This window comes from Ruegeria sp. R8_1 (assembly GCF_017743815.1).
Classification (GTDB): Bacteria; Pseudomonadota; Alphaproteobacteria; order Rhodobacterales; family Rhodobacteraceae; genus Ruegeria; species Ruegeria lacuscaerulensis_A.
Genome location: NZ_JAGHRL010000002.1, coordinates 509,652 through 523,221 on the forward strand (window position 1 = coordinate 509,652; position 13,570 = coordinate 523,221).

At 58.5% G+C, this 13,570-nt stretch carries 16 protein-coding genes; 9 read left to right on the top strand and 7 right to left on the bottom strand.

Annotation, left to right across the window (positions count from 1 at the left end; all coding sequences use genetic code 11):
* Window positions 1–26 precede the first annotated feature (26 nt).
* Window positions 27–869, bottom strand: a complete 843-nt coding sequence (locus tag J7380_RS06600; RefSeq protein WP_209195015.1) for a DUF2182 domain-containing protein — start codon at window positions 867–869, stop codon at window positions 27–29.
* Between the two features lie 12 nt (window positions 870–881).
* Window positions 882–1,517 carry a DUF1326 domain-containing protein gene (locus tag J7380_RS06605; RefSeq protein ID WP_209195016.1) on the bottom strand — a complete coding sequence of 212 codons (636 nt, stop codon included), beginning with the start codon at window positions 1,515–1,517 and terminating at the stop codon, window positions 882–884.
* Between the two features lie 293 nt (window positions 1,518–1,810).
* On the opposite strand from J7380_RS06605, the gene rpmG reads away from it, so the two are divergent.
* Both rpmG and J7380_RS06615 read left to right on the top strand, forming a co-directional pair.
* Complete coding sequence (gene rpmG / locus J7380_RS06610) at window positions 1,811–1,978, top strand: 50S ribosomal protein L33 (protein WP_010441901.1); 168 nt, start codon at window positions 1,811–1,813, stop codon at window positions 1,976–1,978.
* 215 nt (window positions 1,979–2,193) lie between these two features.
* Window positions 2,194–2,700 (top strand): hypothetical protein, encoded by a 507-nt coding sequence (locus tag J7380_RS06615; protein WP_170753213.1) that lies wholly within the window; start codon window positions 2,194–2,196, stop codon window positions 2,698–2,700.
* A gap of 132 nt (window positions 2,701–2,832) precedes the next feature.
* Here the strand turns inward: J7380_RS06615 and J7380_RS06620 are convergent, their stop codons facing one another.
* Together J7380_RS06620 and J7380_RS06625 are read right to left on the bottom strand one after the other, a co-directional pair.
* Window positions 2,833–3,609 carry a Bax inhibitor-1/YccA family protein gene (locus tag J7380_RS06620; protein WP_209195017.1) on the bottom strand — a complete coding sequence of 259 codons (777 nt, stop codon included), beginning with the start codon at window positions 3,607–3,609 and terminating at the stop codon, window positions 2,833–2,835.
* Window positions 3,610–3,789: 180 nt separating this feature from the next.
* A complete protein-coding gene (locus J7380_RS06625; RefSeq protein ID WP_209195018.1) occupies window positions 3,790–3,999 on the bottom strand; it encodes a DUF1127 domain-containing protein in 210 nt (69 codons plus the stop codon).
* A gap of 127 nt (window positions 4,000–4,126) precedes the next feature.
* On the opposite strand from J7380_RS06625, the gene J7380_RS06630 reads away from it, so the two are divergent.
* On the top strand, window positions 4,127–5,008 hold the full coding sequence (locus tag J7380_RS06630; protein ID WP_209195019.1) for a LysR family transcriptional regulator: 882 nt from the start codon (window positions 4,127–4,129) through the stop codon (window positions 5,006–5,008).
* Window positions 5,009–5,013: 5 nt separating this feature from the next.
* On the opposite strand, the gene J7380_RS06635 is transcribed toward J7380_RS06630, so the two are convergent.
* Window positions 5,014–5,970, bottom strand: coding sequence for an NADPH:quinone oxidoreductase family protein (locus J7380_RS06635; RefSeq protein WP_209195020.1), 957 nt, complete (start codon window positions 5,968–5,970; stop codon window positions 5,014–5,016).
* 332 nt (window positions 5,971–6,302) lie between these two features.
* Here J7380_RS06635 and J7380_RS06640 point away from each other — a divergent pair, with 332 nt between their 5' ends.
* The 3 genes from J7380_RS06640 (at window position 6,303) to J7380_RS06650 (ending at window position 8,960) form a co-directional block, all read left to right on the top strand.
* Window positions 6,303–6,674, top strand: a complete 372-nt coding sequence (locus tag J7380_RS06640; RefSeq protein ID WP_170352458.1) for a helix-turn-helix transcriptional regulator — start codon at window positions 6,303–6,305, stop codon at window positions 6,672–6,674.
* A gap of 44 nt (window positions 6,675–6,718) precedes the next feature.
* A complete protein-coding gene (gene hisN / locus J7380_RS06645; RefSeq protein WP_209195021.1) occupies window positions 6,719–7,510 on the top strand; it encodes a histidinol-phosphatase in 792 nt (263 codons plus the stop codon).
* Window positions 7,511–7,625: 115 nt separating this feature from the next.
* Window positions 7,626–8,960, top strand: a complete 1,335-nt coding sequence (locus J7380_RS06650; protein ID WP_209195022.1) for an 8-oxoguanine deaminase — start codon at window positions 7,626–7,628, stop codon at window positions 8,958–8,960.
* Between the two features lie 62 nt (window positions 8,961–9,022).
* Here the strand turns inward: J7380_RS06650 and guaD are convergent, their stop codons facing one another.
* Window positions 9,023–10,312 (bottom strand): guanine deaminase, encoded by a 1,290-nt coding sequence (guaD, locus tag J7380_RS06655; RefSeq protein ID WP_209195023.1) that lies wholly within the window; start codon window positions 10,310–10,312, stop codon window positions 9,023–9,025.
* A gap of 138 nt (window positions 10,313–10,450) precedes the next feature.
* Between guaD and mgtE the strand changes: the two genes are divergently transcribed.
* Together mgtE and J7380_RS06665 are read left to right on the top strand one after the other, a co-directional pair.
* Entirely contained in the window at window positions 10,451–11,845 is a 1,395-nt protein-coding gene (gene mgtE / locus J7380_RS06660) for a magnesium transporter (RefSeq protein ID WP_209195024.1), read from the top strand.
* Complete coding sequence (locus J7380_RS06665) at window positions 11,842–12,399, top strand: 5-formyltetrahydrofolate cyclo-ligase (protein ID WP_209195025.1); 558 nt, start codon at window positions 11,842–11,844, stop codon at window positions 12,397–12,399. Before mgtE ends, J7380_RS06665 begins: the two co-directional genes overlap by 4 nt.
* 1 nt (window position 12,400) lies before the next feature.
* On the opposite strand, the gene J7380_RS06670 is transcribed toward J7380_RS06665, so the two are convergent.
* The gene (locus J7380_RS06670; protein WP_209195026.1) at window positions 12,401–12,628 is read right to left on the bottom strand and encodes a DUF333 domain-containing protein; all 228 of its coding nucleotides are present in this window, start codon (window positions 12,626–12,628) and stop codon (window positions 12,401–12,403) included.
* Between the two features lie 89 nt (window positions 12,629–12,717).
* Here J7380_RS06670 and J7380_RS06675 point away from each other — a divergent pair, with 89 nt between their 5' ends.
* The gene (locus J7380_RS06675; protein WP_209195027.1) at window positions 12,718–13,533 is read left to right on the top strand and encodes a TIGR00282 family metallophosphoesterase; all 816 of its coding nucleotides are present in this window, start codon (window positions 12,718–12,720) and stop codon (window positions 13,531–13,533) included.
* The last annotated feature ends 37 nt before the right edge of the window (window positions 13,534–13,570 follow it).

Consider the following 13,570-nt stretch of genomic DNA (forward strand, 5'->3'; position numbering starts at 1 on the left):
CCGGCCCCGAAAGCCGAGTATCTTGATCACGTCACCGGAATCGAAAGCCCTGCGATCAACCAACCACCGAATACGATCAAGGCAATGCCGGTCAGGGGAACCAGCCATCTTGCATGCGGGATAAGTTTTTCCAGCGCGACATACACGGCGATCCCGACAATCCAATAAAGGTTCATAACGCCGCCAACAAACAGCAGCAGCATCAGCGCCCAGCAGCACCCAAGGCAATACGCCCCATGCAGTACGCCGGTCCGAAAGGCGCCAACTGCACCCGGTCTGCTGTGGTCGGCCAAAAAATGCGCAGGGTTGCGGCAATGACGCAGGCATGCAGTTTTCAGGCTGGACAGTTGATAGAGACCGGCCGCCAACAGAACAATCCCGGCAAAGGTTCGGGATCGGATCGTCATCATCGGCCCGTCGGATAACCCGACCTGTTCCAACCCCCATTGCGCTCCTGTTGCCAATGCGCTGAAGACCGCCCAAGTCACCAGATACCCGCCCAGAAACACCATGCTTAGGACAGCGGACCGGGCCTCTTCAGGCCCCATGCGTTTGATCGCGCTATAAAGCAAAACGGTAGGAGCAGCGCTGGGTGTCATCATGGCGATCATCATCACCCACCACATCAGAAAAATAAGGATGGCGTAAGGCAGGGACCACGTCGTTTGACCTGCCATTGTCATTGGCTCTCCGATCGGTCCGGCCATGCGGGTCATGTCCACTGCGGACATGTTCATACCGATGCCAACTGTTGTGTACCACGCAGCGCCAAGGACGACTGCGAGGACACTCAGCAACACGACTAGTCGGTCATGGCGTAATACACGATCAATGGCTCCGGCCAAAGCCGCTTTGTTCTTGGACGTCATGATCGCACCTGTTCACGCGCCAAGAACGCCGTGGCCTGATATGTTGAGATGCGCCAAATGCGCATGGGTGGCGTCAAAGCTCAGGCTGATCTCGCCACCCGTTGTCCGTGCTTTCCCCGAGGCGGCCTCGGCCTGACGATATTCAAACCCATTCGGTAATTGTATGGATGCCCGATGGGGCAGACCCGATACGATATGTGGAATCGGATTGACCTCAAGATCGAAGACACCATGAACCTTTGCGTGGCCCGTGCGGTCTTCGCGGGACCAGCTCAACTCGATCGGTACAAAGAGTGTTTCGTGTTTGGTTGGTGCCATGGCGCTGTAGACGAACCAGAATGTCGCCATTTCATCCGTGTCCTGACCAGTCATGATAGCTTGCATCGCCGCCCGCTGATCGTCCGAGGCCGAGACGTCGATCACCAATTGCATCTGGCCGTTGCCTTCGTGAATCGGGCCCGGCCAATAGTAGACGCCTGCTGCGCGGATTCCGGCAAGATCGGTGTCGCCGTAGTGGCCGCTTTGGATATCATAGACAACAACCGCTTCGCAGTTGCCATGCGTCGGCAAAACGCTGAATTGGCACGGGCAACCGAAGTTGCAGTTGCAATTGGCCAATTCCTCGGCCTGAAGTTCCCATTCCGTCATAATAGCCCCCCAAGTGTACGGCATGATAAAACCGCGCTGCCCCAGGGTTTTGCCTGTGATCCGATGCCTCGTGCATCCCGCCGGAATGCAGCCTTTTGGCCTGCTCCGACCGCAGAACTGTATCACGGAACCGTGATCCCACCAAATCGACACAGTTCGGCTGTCGCGCGTCGGATGGAATTGTGCGGAAAAGACACCGATTCAGGTTGACTCGGCTGTGCGACCGGGTAAAAGCGCACGCTCATAGGAATTCAACCGAAAGGCCCCTGCCTTTTCGGACGCAGGAGACAACCATGGCGAAGCCGACGACAATCAAGATCCGTCTGAACTCGACCGCGGGCACGGGCCACTTCTACGTGACCAAGAAAAACGCGCGTACCATGACCGAGAAAATGACCATTCGTAAATACGATCCGGTCGCTCGGAAACATGTCGAGTACAAGGAAGGCAAGATTAAGTAATCTGCGGTCCCTCTTGGACTGTTTAGAAGGCCTCGTGTTTACGGGGCCTTTTTTCGTTTGAAGTTGGTTGGATGCTGGATCTCGGACGACCTTGTGCTGCATCTGTGCCGTTGCAACGGCGCATCAGCCCCAAAGCTATTCGCTACGGCTGCGGGTTGCTTTTTGGAACGCCTTTCTCATACGCTTCAGCTAATCGTTCCAAAATGTTGGCCGTCATGAAAAAAATCTTGTTATCCACAGCTACCGTTCTGGCCCTTGCGGCCTGTGAAGACCCTTACAACCGCTCAGGTGTCGGCTTTACCGGCATTGATGGTGAGCCCCGGACAATTGCGGATGTTCCGGGTGCGGTCGCCTTCCTGCCTGAGGCAACGAACGTACCCGCAGAACTCGCCGTCTTGCCGGCGGTGCCAGTGACGACAAGCGAAACCGACCCCCAGAAAATCGCTCGGATCGCAATCGATAATGGTGGTCGCAGTGACACCAATTCGGTCGTGCTGACCGGTTCAGACACAAACCTGTTCCTTAGCACAGTCAGCGTAAACGGAACGCTGTATGGTGTGTTGCGTACCGCGAATAACTCGACCCGTATCGACAACGAAATCGGCGCAGCCTTCGGTCGTAACGCCGAACAGTTCACTGGTTGTTTGCCTGCGGGCAATGTGTTTCGTAAAGGGTCGTCGCAGCGCAGCTCGGGCTTTGCTGTTCCTCTGAACTGCAGCTGATCTTTTCTTTAAGCCGTCTATGACGAAAGGCCCTCACTGGATGGTGGGGGCCTTTTTTGGTGTACTAAATAGCTTGCGAAAAAAAAGGGCGAGCCATTGGCTCGCCCTGAATTGCGTGGTCTGAAGACCGCGTTACTCGCGGCTGCCGAACAACTGCAGGAGGAACATAAACATGTTGATAAAGTCGAGATACAGGCTCAGTGCGCCCATGATCGCCGCTTTACCCAACCATTCCTGATCACCCGAATGGGCCATTTGCAGGTAAGTGGTCTTGATGTTCTGCGTGTCGTATGCGGTCAGCCCAGCGAAGATCAGCACACCGATGACCGAGATTGCAAAGGCGATGGCCGAGGATGCAATGAAGATGTTCACGATCGATGCTACGATCAGACCAATCACGCCCATGATCAGGAACGTGCCCATCGCCGACAGATCTTTCTTGGTCGTGTAGCCATACAGCGACAGCCCCGCAAAGGCGATGGCAGTGATAAGGAAGACCTGAATGATCGACTCGCCGGTAAAGACCAAGAAGATCCAGCTGATCGAAACGCCCATAACGGCTGCGAACAGATAGAATACCGTCTGCGCAGCTGCTGCCGACATACGGTTGATCCCAGCGCTAAAGCCAAAAACAAAGGCCAGCGGCGCGAACATGATCACCCATCTCAGCGGCGATGAAAACAGGGCGGCACCTAGCGATGTCAGGTATTTGTCAGCGCTCAGTTGCGCCGCTGCCGCCGATGGGTCGGTTGTTGTTGCCAGGCCGGCAATTGCCCAAGCCGCCGCAAATGTTATCAGCATGCCGACGGACATGGTGCCGTAGACTTTGTTCATGTGGGCGCGCAGGCCCTCGTCAATCTGGGCAGCGCGCGCGCCGGCCGCTGTCCGGATCGTGTCAAATTGTGCCATAAAAGGGTCTCCCTTCGTTAATTCTAAGCGCGCCCGCGAGAGGGCGGCGTTCCCCGCAAATATCGGCAACTGCGGGCAAGCTTTCAAGGGTTTAGCGCAGGATTCCGGTTAAAACTGACAACAAAAATGGCGACCTGCTGATGCGGATCGCCATTCCAGGAAAAAAGATCAATTTAAAAATCATCTTTGCCAGAATTCCGGCGCATCCCAGATTTTGCGCGAGGCCTCTGCTTCTGCCTGTTCGCGGGTGATTCCGATGTCTTCCAACGCGCGGGCATCCAGCCGAGCCAGTGTGCAGCGCTGGCGATACAAAGACACGGCGTCCAGCAACGTTTTCAAGCCAAACCGGCGGCGCGGCGGACAGGGGTGGTGGAGTGCAACTTGGGTCATAATTTATGTCCTTTCCTCTATTTGCGATGAATATCGCCCGTCTCATCAACTTCCTTGATTTATATGGCGGGGTATGACACATTTTAAAAATGAATGTTTTTGATCTGATCCATAAGGAATCGTGAAGATGCGAAATCTCGATATTACGACGCTGCGATCCTTCGTGGCCGTAGCCGACCAAGGCGGAGTGACCCGCGCTGCCGGGTTCCTGCATCTGACGCAATCTGCCGTCTCAATGCAGCTGAAGCGTTTGGAAGAGCTTTTGGGTCTGGATCTGTTGGACCGCAGCGGTCGGACCATCGCGCTGACACCCTCGGGCGAGCAACTGTTGGCGTACGCACGGCGAATGGTCGCTTTGAATGATGAGGTGATCTCGAAGCTGACGGACCAGGCCTATGAGGGAGAAGTCGTGCTTGGTGTACCGCATGACATTGTATACCCGGCCATTCCGCGTGTTTTGAAGCAGTTCAATTCAGATTTCCCTCGGGTGCGCATCCAACTGGTGTCGTCTTTCTCGTTGCAGCTCAAGGATATGTTCAAGAAAGGCGAATGTGATTTGATCCTGACAACCGAGGGCGGGGCGGCCGATGGTGCTGAATCGATCGCAGAATTGCCTTTGCGCTGGGTCGGTGCGCCGAATGGGTCTGCTTGGCGTAAGCGTCCATTGCCCTTGGCCGAAGGGCGCCGGTGCCTTTTCCGACCCAAGGTGATCAGCGCCCTTGATGCACAGGACATTCCCTGGGAACTGACCGTCGACGCCGAAGATGATCGTACAATCGAGGCAACGGTCAGTGCCGATTTGGCTGTAAGCGCGATGCTGGAAGGGACCGAGGCCGCACATCTCGAGCTTATCGACTCCGGCGGTGCTTTGCCCGATCTGCCTGTGCAGATGATCAACCTATACGGTGGAGAGGCGGGCCGAGGTGATGTGGTCGAGGCCCTGGCTGCTTTGGTCCGTCAAAATTTCCGCATGTTGGTCGGCACGCCCTTGAAGGCGGTCGCGGGGTAGGGGGATCAGATAGTGATCACGACCTTTCCGGTCGCGGTCCGATCCCGTAGCATCTGCAAACCTCTGGCTGCTTCGGTCAGCGGAAACGTATGACTGATATGAGGTTTTATGCGCCCTTCGGTATGCCACTTGAACAGGGTTTGAAAGCTCTTCCGCACGATTTCCGGGCGGAAGTTCAGATACCCGCCGATGTAAAAACCTATAACGGTCAGGTTTTTGACCAACAGATGATTCGCTGGGATTTGCGGGACTTCGCCGCCGGCAAAGCCGATTGGCACTAATCTTCCTTCGGGGTTTGTGGCGCGAAATGCGGCTTTGAACACATCGCCGCCGATTGCATCGTAGACGACATCAGCACCGCCCAGCTCCTTGACCCGCATACGAAGGTCCTCAGAGCTATCAATCAATTGATCAGCTCCCGCCTTTCGGGCCACCTCCAGCTTTTCAGAGCCACGTGCCTGCGCGATGACTGTAGCCCCCATAAGTTTGCCGATTTCAACCGCAGTTAAGCCAACGCCTCCGGCGGCGCCGGTGACCAAAAGTGTTTCGCCCGGTTGCAGCTGCGCTCTGTGATCCAAAGCCATATGTCCTGTTCCGTAGGCAATCTGGATCGCGGCGGCGTCTTCAAAGCTCATGCTGTCTGGCATCGGGATCGCCCGCGCGGCCTCGAATACACCATACTCGGCTAGCCCACCTTGGCCTGAATAGATGGCGATGCGATCGCCCGGACTAAGGTGCGTGACGTCGGGCCCGCAGCAGTCGACAATCCCAGCGATTTCCATGCCCTGGGTGAATGGGGCCGGAGGCGTGTCCTGATACGTACCCTTTTGCATCAACAGATCGGCAAAATTCAGACCACAGGCTTTGATGGCAACGCGAATCTGTCCTGGACCGGGCTCGGGTATGTCCAGATTGCACAGCAGGGGTTCGGCCCCGGTGGTTTCGATTCTAAAAGCCTGCATCATCTTGCTCCGTGTTTGCGGCATAGATTCGGTTTGTCCGACCGTTGTCAATTCATTACCGGGCGAGACAACCTAAGGCAGCGCAGGAATTACATAATATTGCAATGCGTGTATGCGTTTATGTCTATTGCGATCGCACAACCGTAAACCATTGTTGGGTAATCTCGATTCAACCCGCTTGAAAAAATCACCAAAAGGCGCAATATTGCGCTATGGTGCTGATTTGGGGGCATGTTCCAAATTAGGGAGTGGTTAAGCGCGACTCGCTAGTGATGCGGTGGTGGTGTAGGCCGTGCGTCCCTGGAAGTTGTGTGTAGTAGAGGAGAATACCGATGACCCATCACGTCGATGTCCATGTGGGCAAGCGCGTACGGCATCGCCGTTGGCTGATTGGGATGACTCAACAGCAGCTGGCGCAGCAGGTTGGTATCAAGTTTCAGCAAATCCAGAAGTATGAAACAGGGGCCAACCGAATCAGCGCATCCCGCCTGTGGGACATTGCCGAGGCACTAGATGTTCCGGTCAGCTTTTTCTTTGAAGGTCTGGAAGAGGCCGAAAAAGAAACCGCTGGCAAGAAATCGGTTCCTGCGGATCTGATGGGGGACAAGGAAGCACTGGATCTGGTCCGCTCCTATTATGCGATTCCTGAAAACCAGCGCCGCCGTCTTTTCGAACTGGCTCGGGTTCTCAGCGACGTCGCTTGAATTAGCGGGTTGACTCTGATGCCTGTGATCCTCACGGGTGTCGCATGCAACAGATCTCGCTCAGTGACATAGAAGTAGCACAGGAAATGGCCGACGCCGCGCGCGAGGTCATTCTTCCTTTTTTCCGGAAACCGGATCTGGAAACCTCGAACAAGCTGGCTGACGGTTTTGACCCGGTCACTGTCGCGGACCGGGCGGCGGAACAGGCCATGCGTGCGGTTCTGGCGCGTCACCGTCCAGACGATGGCATTTTCGGTGAAGAATATGGGCAGGTCGAGGGGCTCAGCGGTCGCACCTGGGTGTTGGATCCGATCGACGGAACCCGAGGCTTCATCAGTGGCACTCCGACGTGGGGGGTTCTGATTGCCCTCAGCACTCAGGACGGACCCGTCATGGGGGTGATTGATCAGCCCTATATTGGCGAGCGTTTCATAGGGTCGGTGGATACTGCCGAGGTCTCAGGTCCGACTGGCACACAACCTTTGAAGACGCGCGCGACAGAAACGCTGGATCAAGCCGTTTTGTTTACCACGTTCCCCGAGGTGGGAACTTCGCAAGAACGCGCAGGTTTTGAATCCGTAGCGCAGCACGTGCGCCTGACACGTTACGGCATGGATTGTTATGCCTACGCGTTGTTGGCAGCGGGGCAGGTCGATCTGGTGATTGAATGCGGCTTGAATGCCTATGATATTCAGGCACCCATCGCAGTGATCGAGGCTGCAGGCGGTATCGTGACTGACTGGCAAGGTGGCCCGGCACATCAGGGTGGACGCGTGCTCGCTGCGGCGAATGCTGACCTGCATGCCAAGGCGCTGGCCATTCTGCACAACGTTTGAAACAGGTTGATGCGGGGGCGATGGTCGGGTAGCGTTCGCCCCGCTGGTTCTTGAGCCCGTTTTCCGCCAGCCATCGCACTCCATGCATGAAACGGGCATGTGCAAGGAGGGCGAAGTGATAGAATTCCTTATCAAAAACGCAGACTCAATCCTAACCATGGATGACGCGCGCCGTGAACTGGCGGGTGCGGATATCTTGGTCCGGGGCGGTCAGATTGCAGCGATCGGCCATGGGCTGACAACGCTGGGGGACGTGCACGATGCAGCCGGATGCGTCGTCACGCCGGGTCTGGTTAACACGCACCACCACCTCTATCAGACGCTCACGCGGGCGGTTCCCGATGGGCAGAATGCACTGCTGTTTGGGTGGTTGCAGACGCTCTACCCGATCTGGTCACGATTTGGGCCGGAAGAGATGTTTGTCTCGGCACAGATCGGGCTGGCCGAGCTTGCTTTGACGGGCTGCACCCTGAGTTCGGATCACCTGTATCTTTACCCCAACGGTGCAAGATTGGACGATACAATAGCTGCGGCGGCCGAGATTGGCCTGCGTTTTCACCCGACCAGAGGCGCGATGAGCATTGGCGAAAGCGACGGGGGCTTGCCACCGGACGCTTTGGTCGAAAAGGAACAGGCAATCCTAGACGACATGATCCGCGTTGTGGACGCCTTCCATGATCCGTCCGAAGGCGCAATGTGCCGCGTTGGGCTGGCCCCCTGTTCGCCGTTCTCGGTCAGCCGGGATTTGATGCGGGATACAGCTGTTCTGGCGCGCGACAAGGGCGTGATGCTGCACACCCATCTGGCCGAAAATGACGAGGATATCGCCTATTCTCAGGCCCAATTTGGCTGCCGTCCGGGGCAATATGCCGAGGATCTGGGCTGGACGGGTTCGGACGTCTGGCACGCCCATTGCGTTAAGCTGGACGGGGCCGAGATTGACCTGTTCGCCCGCACGCAAACCGGCGTCGCCCATTGTCCCTGTTCGAATTGCCGTCTGGGGTCGGGGATTGCCCCGGTCCGGGCGATGCGAGATCGCGGCGTTCCGGTGGGTCTGGGCGCGGACGGCTCGGCCAGCAATGACAATGGCAGCCTGATCCTTGAAGCCCGGCAAACCATGCTGCTGCAACGCGTCGCAAACGGGGCCGATGCGATGTCTTCCCGCGAGGCACTGGAAATCGCCACGCGCGGCGGGGCAGATGTGCTGAACCGACCTGATTGTGGCCGGCTAGAGCCCGGAAAACGCGCCGACATTGCCATCTGGGACACGCGTGGCATCGAAAGCGCAGGCAGTTGGGACAAGGCCGCGCTGTTGTTGTCCGGTCCGATGAAGGTCAAACACCTGTTCGTCGAAGGCCGCCAAATCGTGCGTGACGGACAGATCGCAACGCTCGACCTGCCCAGAATCATCGAAACCCAAAACCGCCTCGCCCGCGCGTTGGCGGGCTAGGCGCGGGTCCGCCCTTCATCTGTCCAAAAATATCCCCGCCGGAGGCATGGGCCGCAGGCCCATCAAGCTGAAACAGCCCGTCCCCCGATCCAAACCTCGGCAATGGCGCGGTCGTCACCCATCATGATGGTGGGGAATATCGCCTCCCACAGATCGTCCGCGCAAGCCTCGCGCTGGGCGATAGCGGGGGTTGAGGCCAAATCCAGCACAGCCAGGTCCGCCTCCATCCCAGGCGCGACATTGCCGATATGGTCGTCCAGCCGCAGCGACCGAGCTGACCCGACAGTGCCTAGCCACAACAGCTGCGCCGCGTGCAGAGGCGCACCGCGCAGCTGGCCGATCTCATAGGCCGAGGCCATCGTGTGCAACATTGAAAAGCTCGACCCGCCGCCCGTATCCGTGGCCAGCCCCACCCGGTGCCCGTCGCGCATCAACCCGGTCATGTCGAACAGGCCCGAGCCAATGAACGTATTCGAGGTCGGGCAATGGATCAGCGCCGCGTCCACCTCGCGCAGACGATCCCGTTCGCGCGCCTCCAAATGGATGACATGGCCGTAAACGCCATGAGATCCCAGCAGTCCGAATTTCTCGTAGGTATCCAGATAATCCCGCGCCTCGGGGAACAGCTCGCGGACCCATGTGATCTCATCGGTCTGTTCGCTCAGGTGGGTCTGCATCAGGCAATGCGGATGCTCGGCCCAAAGCGCACCCATCGCCTCCAGTTGCTCGGGCGTCGAGGTCGGCGAAAACCGCGGCGTGATGGCATAAGACAGACGGTCGACGCCGTGCCATTTCTCCAGCAATGCTTGCGATTGGTCATATGCGGTCTGCGCCGTGTCCCGCAGCCCCTCGGGCGCGTTGCGATCCATACAGGTTTTGCCTGCGACCACGCGCTGATTGCGGGCTTGCGCAGCAGTGAAAAACGCATCCACGCTTTCGGGGTGGATGGTGCAGAAACTGCACATGGTCGTGGTGCCGTGCGCTGCTGTCAGGTCCAGATAGCGGTTGGCGATCTCGGCGGCATAGGCCGGGTCGCCGAATTTCATCTCTTCGGGGAAGGTATAGGTGTTCAGCCAGTCGATCAGGCGTTTGCCCCAGCTGGCGATCATCGCCGTCTGGGGGTAATGCACATGCGCATCCACGAACCCGGCCATGATCACGTGCTGTCCGTGATCGACCACCGCTGCTTCAGGGTGATCTGCGCGCAGGCCGGTGGCGTCCCCAACGGCTGCAATGCGGTCGCCGTCGATCAGAACCGCCTCGCTGATCTTAACCGCATCAGTGGGGTCGCCCTCAAAGGGCGAGCCCTCAAAGCTCAGCACACGGCCTTTCAGCAGCGTTTTTTGCGCCATTTTTTGTCATCTCCGCCTGTATGGGGTGTGGAAACACCATAGGGCGGCGAAACTTGTCGGTAAATCGGCGCATTGTCATTGTTTTCCGGTAGCTGCTTCTTCTAATTAGAGGCCAATGACCAGAACACGGGGGCAGACATGACCACAGGCTTCGATGAACCCGTAACCGATGCGACCAGCGATGATGACGCCTATGCGCTGGACCGGCGGACAGTAGCGGCGATCCTCTACGCCGTTGACATAGATGACCGCGACAAGCTGGTCGAGCTGATGGAGCCGCTGCACGCCGCCGACATCGCCGACCTGCTGGAGCAGATCAACCCTTACGACCGTGCCCGCCTGATCCGGCTTTATGACAAGGAATTCGACGGTGACATTCTGTCGGAACTGGATGAGGCGATCCGCGAAGAGGTGATCGGCGTCCTGCGCCCGGACGTTCTGGCCGACGCTGTGCGCGACATGGAAAGTGACGATGTTGTCGACCTGTTGGAAGACCTGGAAGAGCCGCAGCAGGAGGCGATCCTTGACGCGCTGGAGGATTCCGAACGTGTCGCTGCCGAGCAGGCTCTGTCCTACCCAGAGAACTCGGCCGGTCGCCTCATGCAGCGCGAGGTGGTCATGGCCCCTGATCATTGGGCCGTGGGGCAGGCCATTGATTTCATGCGCGCCAACGATGATCTGCCCGAGCAGTTCTACCACGTGGTGCTGGTCGACCCGCGCCTTAAGCCGGTGGCACAAGTGACTTTGGGCAAGCTGATGGCGACGCGGCGTGAGGTTCCCCTGCATGACATCGCCGAGGAAGAGTTTCACACCATCCCCGTGGATCAGGACGAGGAAGACGTGGCTTATGCGTTCAACCAATATCACCTGATCTCGGCCCCGGTGGTGGATGGAGATGGGCGGTTGGTTGGTGTGATCACCATCGACGACGCCATGGTCGTGCTGGACGAAGAACACGAGGAAGATATCCTGCGTCTTGCCGGGGTCAGTGACGAAAGCTCGATCTCGGACAGTGTGGCGGCGACCAGCAAGCGGCGTCTGCCATGGCTGGCCGTGAACCTGTGTACGGCGATCTGTGCCTCGTTGGTGATTTCGCAGTTCGAGGCGGCGATTGATCAGCTGGTGGCGCTGGCGATCCTGATGCCGATTGTGGCCTCGATGGGCGGGAATGCGGGTACGCAATCGCTGACTGTGGCGGTGCGGGCGCTGGCCACGCGCGACCTGACGGCGGCCAACGTGATGCGGGTGATCCGGCGGGAATTGCTGGTGGGGATGCTGAACGGGCTGTGTTTTGCCGTCGTGCTGGGCACGGTGGGGATGATGTGGTTCGATTCTCCGATGCTGGGTGTCGTGATCGGGTCGGCCTTGGTCGTGAACATGATCATCGCAGGCTTTGCGGGTACGGTAGTACCGGTGGTGCTGGACCGTCTGGGCGTTGACCCTGCGCTGGCGTCGGGGACTTTTGTGACCACCACCACGGATGTCATGGGGTTCTTCATCTTTCTGGGGCTTGCCAGCGTGGTGCTACTGTGACCGATCTAACCGAAATCAAAGCCGCCGCGCGTAAGGCGGCTTTTGCGCGCCGCAAAGCCGCGTTTGACACGCGATTGCCCGGTGCGGCCGGACGTTTATCCGAAGTGCTGGCAGGGCACCGGGGCGTGCCGATCTCGGGCTATATGCCCATCCGCACCGAGATTGACCCACTGCCTGCCATGGCCGAGGCTTCGGCCTATGGCCCCGTCGGTGTGCCGGTCATTCAGGCCGCGGCGCAGCCGCTGCAGTTTTCCCGTTGGACGCCCGAAGGTGCGCTGAAAGACGGCCCGTTCGGTGCGAAAGTGCCCGAGGTCGACGACTATTTCGACCCGGAAATCCTGATCGTGCCGCTGGTGGCGTTTGATGCACAAGGCGGGCGTCTGGGCTATGGGGGCGGGTTTTATGACCGCACGCTGGAAGGGCTGCGGGCCCAACGCCCGACGCTGGCCATCGGGTTCGCCTTTGATGCTCAGGAAGCGGAAGGGCTGCCGCTGGAACCGACAGATCAACCGCTGGATATGGTGATCACCGAAAGCCGGGTTCTGACGTTTTAAGCTAGCCCATGTTTTCTGCGCGGAAGAATTCCCACGCGTCTTGTTTTGACCCGTCGGGCAGGGTGCAGGTTCCGGTCTGTCCCTCGGCACCGTCCACGATTTCATATGTGCCGCCTTTTTCGACGCAGAACGTAGCCGCAGGATTGGCCAGTCCGACTTCAGGCCCGGGGGTGGGGTCACAGGCAGCCAACGGGGTCAGTAAAGCGGCTGAGAAGATGTAGCGGGTCATGAATGTCTCCTGATGCAATATGTTTCCCTGCGTTATGGCGGCAGTTTAACCACTTGTGCTTGACCGAGGCCACACTTAGGACGGTTCGTATGAGAATATTGTTTCTGGGTGACGTTATGGGCCGTGCAGGACGCACGGCCATTCAACAACATTTGCCACGTCTGCGCGATGAATGGCGGCTGGATTTTGTTGTGGTCAATGGCGAGAACGCGTCGAACGGGATGGGGCTGACCGGCGATCACGCCAAGCTGCTGCTGGATGCAGGGGCGGATTGCCTGACGCTGGGCGATCACGCGTTCGACCAGAAAGATATGCTGCAATTCATCGAGAAAGAGCCACGCATCGTGCGCCCCGTAAACTTCGCCAAGGGGGCGCCCGGGCGGGGGCATCGTTTGTTCAACGCGCCGGGGGGGCGCAAGGTGCTGGTGGTGCAGGTGCTGGGGCAAGTCTTTATGAAGCGGCCCTTTGACGATCCGTTCTCGGGTGTTGAGCCGATCCTGAAGTCCCACCCGCGCGGCGGGCAGGCCAATGCGATCATCGTGGATATGCATTGCGAGGCGACGTCGGAAAAGATGGCGATGGGCCACTATTGCGACAAACGCGCCAGCCTTGTGGTCGGCACGCACACACATGTGCCTACAGGAGACGCGCAGATTCTGCCCGGCGGGACGGCCTATCTGACCGATGCGGGTATGTGCGGCGACTACGACTCGGTCATCGGTATGGATAAGGTCGAGCCGATGCGCCGCTTTATCACCGGGATGCCCAAGGCGCGGTTCACCCCCGCCAATGGCGAGGCCACCTTAAGCGGCGTGTTTGTCGAAACCGATGATCGCGACGGGCAGGCAAAATCTGTGCATATGGTGCGTGTTGGCGGGCGATTGCAGCATGCGGGGCCGCAGTAAGGCTTGCTCTGCCTCGCGCAATGCGTGAAACTGACCG

Excerpts from the sequence above, each read along its gene's own strand:
- J7380_RS06625 (WP_209195018.1), bottom strand. The coding sequence starts at position 3,999 with ATGACCCAAGTTGCACTCCACCACCCCTGTCCGCCGCGCCGCCGGTTT.
- J7380_RS06620 (WP_209195017.1), bottom strand. The coding sequence starts at position 3,609 with ATGGCACAATTTGACACGATCCGGACAGCGGCCGGCGCGCGCGCTGCC.
- J7380_RS06630 (WP_209195019.1), top strand. The coding sequence starts at position 4,127 with ATGCGAAATCTCGATATTACGACGCTGCGATCCTTCGTGGCCGTAGCC.
- rpmG (WP_010441901.1), top strand. The coding sequence starts at position 1,811 with ATGGCGAAGCCGACGACAATCAAGATCCGTCTGAACTCGACCGCGGGC.
- J7380_RS06635 (WP_209195020.1), bottom strand. The coding sequence starts at position 5,970 with ATGCAGGCTTTTAGAATCGAAACCACCGGGGCCGAACCCCTGCTGTGC.
- mgtE (WP_209195024.1), top strand. The coding sequence starts at position 10,451 with ATGACCACAGGCTTCGATGAACCCGTAACCGATGCGACCAGCGATGAT.
- guaD (WP_209195023.1), bottom strand. The coding sequence starts at position 10,312 with ATGGCGCAAAAAACGCTGCTGAAAGGCCGTGTGCTGAGCTTTGAGGGC.
- J7380_RS06600 (WP_209195015.1), bottom strand. The coding sequence starts at position 869 with ATGACGTCCAAGAACAAAGCGGCTTTGGCCGGAGCCATTGATCGTGTA.
- J7380_RS06605 (WP_209195016.1), bottom strand. The coding sequence starts at position 1,517 with ATGACGGAATGGGAACTTCAGGCCGAGGAATTGGCCAATTGCAACTGC.
- J7380_RS06670 (WP_209195026.1), bottom strand. The coding sequence starts at position 12,628 with ATGACCCGCTACATCTTCTCAGCCGCTTTACTGACCCCGTTGGCTGCC.
- J7380_RS06615 (WP_170753213.1), top strand. The coding sequence starts at position 2,194 with ATGAAAAAAATCTTGTTATCCACAGCTACCGTTCTGGCCCTTGCGGCC.
- hisN (WP_209195021.1), top strand. The coding sequence starts at position 6,719 with ATGCAACAGATCTCGCTCAGTGACATAGAAGTAGCACAGGAAATGGCC.
- J7380_RS06675 (WP_209195027.1), top strand. The coding sequence starts at position 12,718 with ATGAGAATATTGTTTCTGGGTGACGTTATGGGCCGTGCAGGACGCACG.
- J7380_RS06640 (WP_170352458.1), top strand. The coding sequence starts at position 6,303 with ATGACCCATCACGTCGATGTCCATGTGGGCAAGCGCGTACGGCATCGC.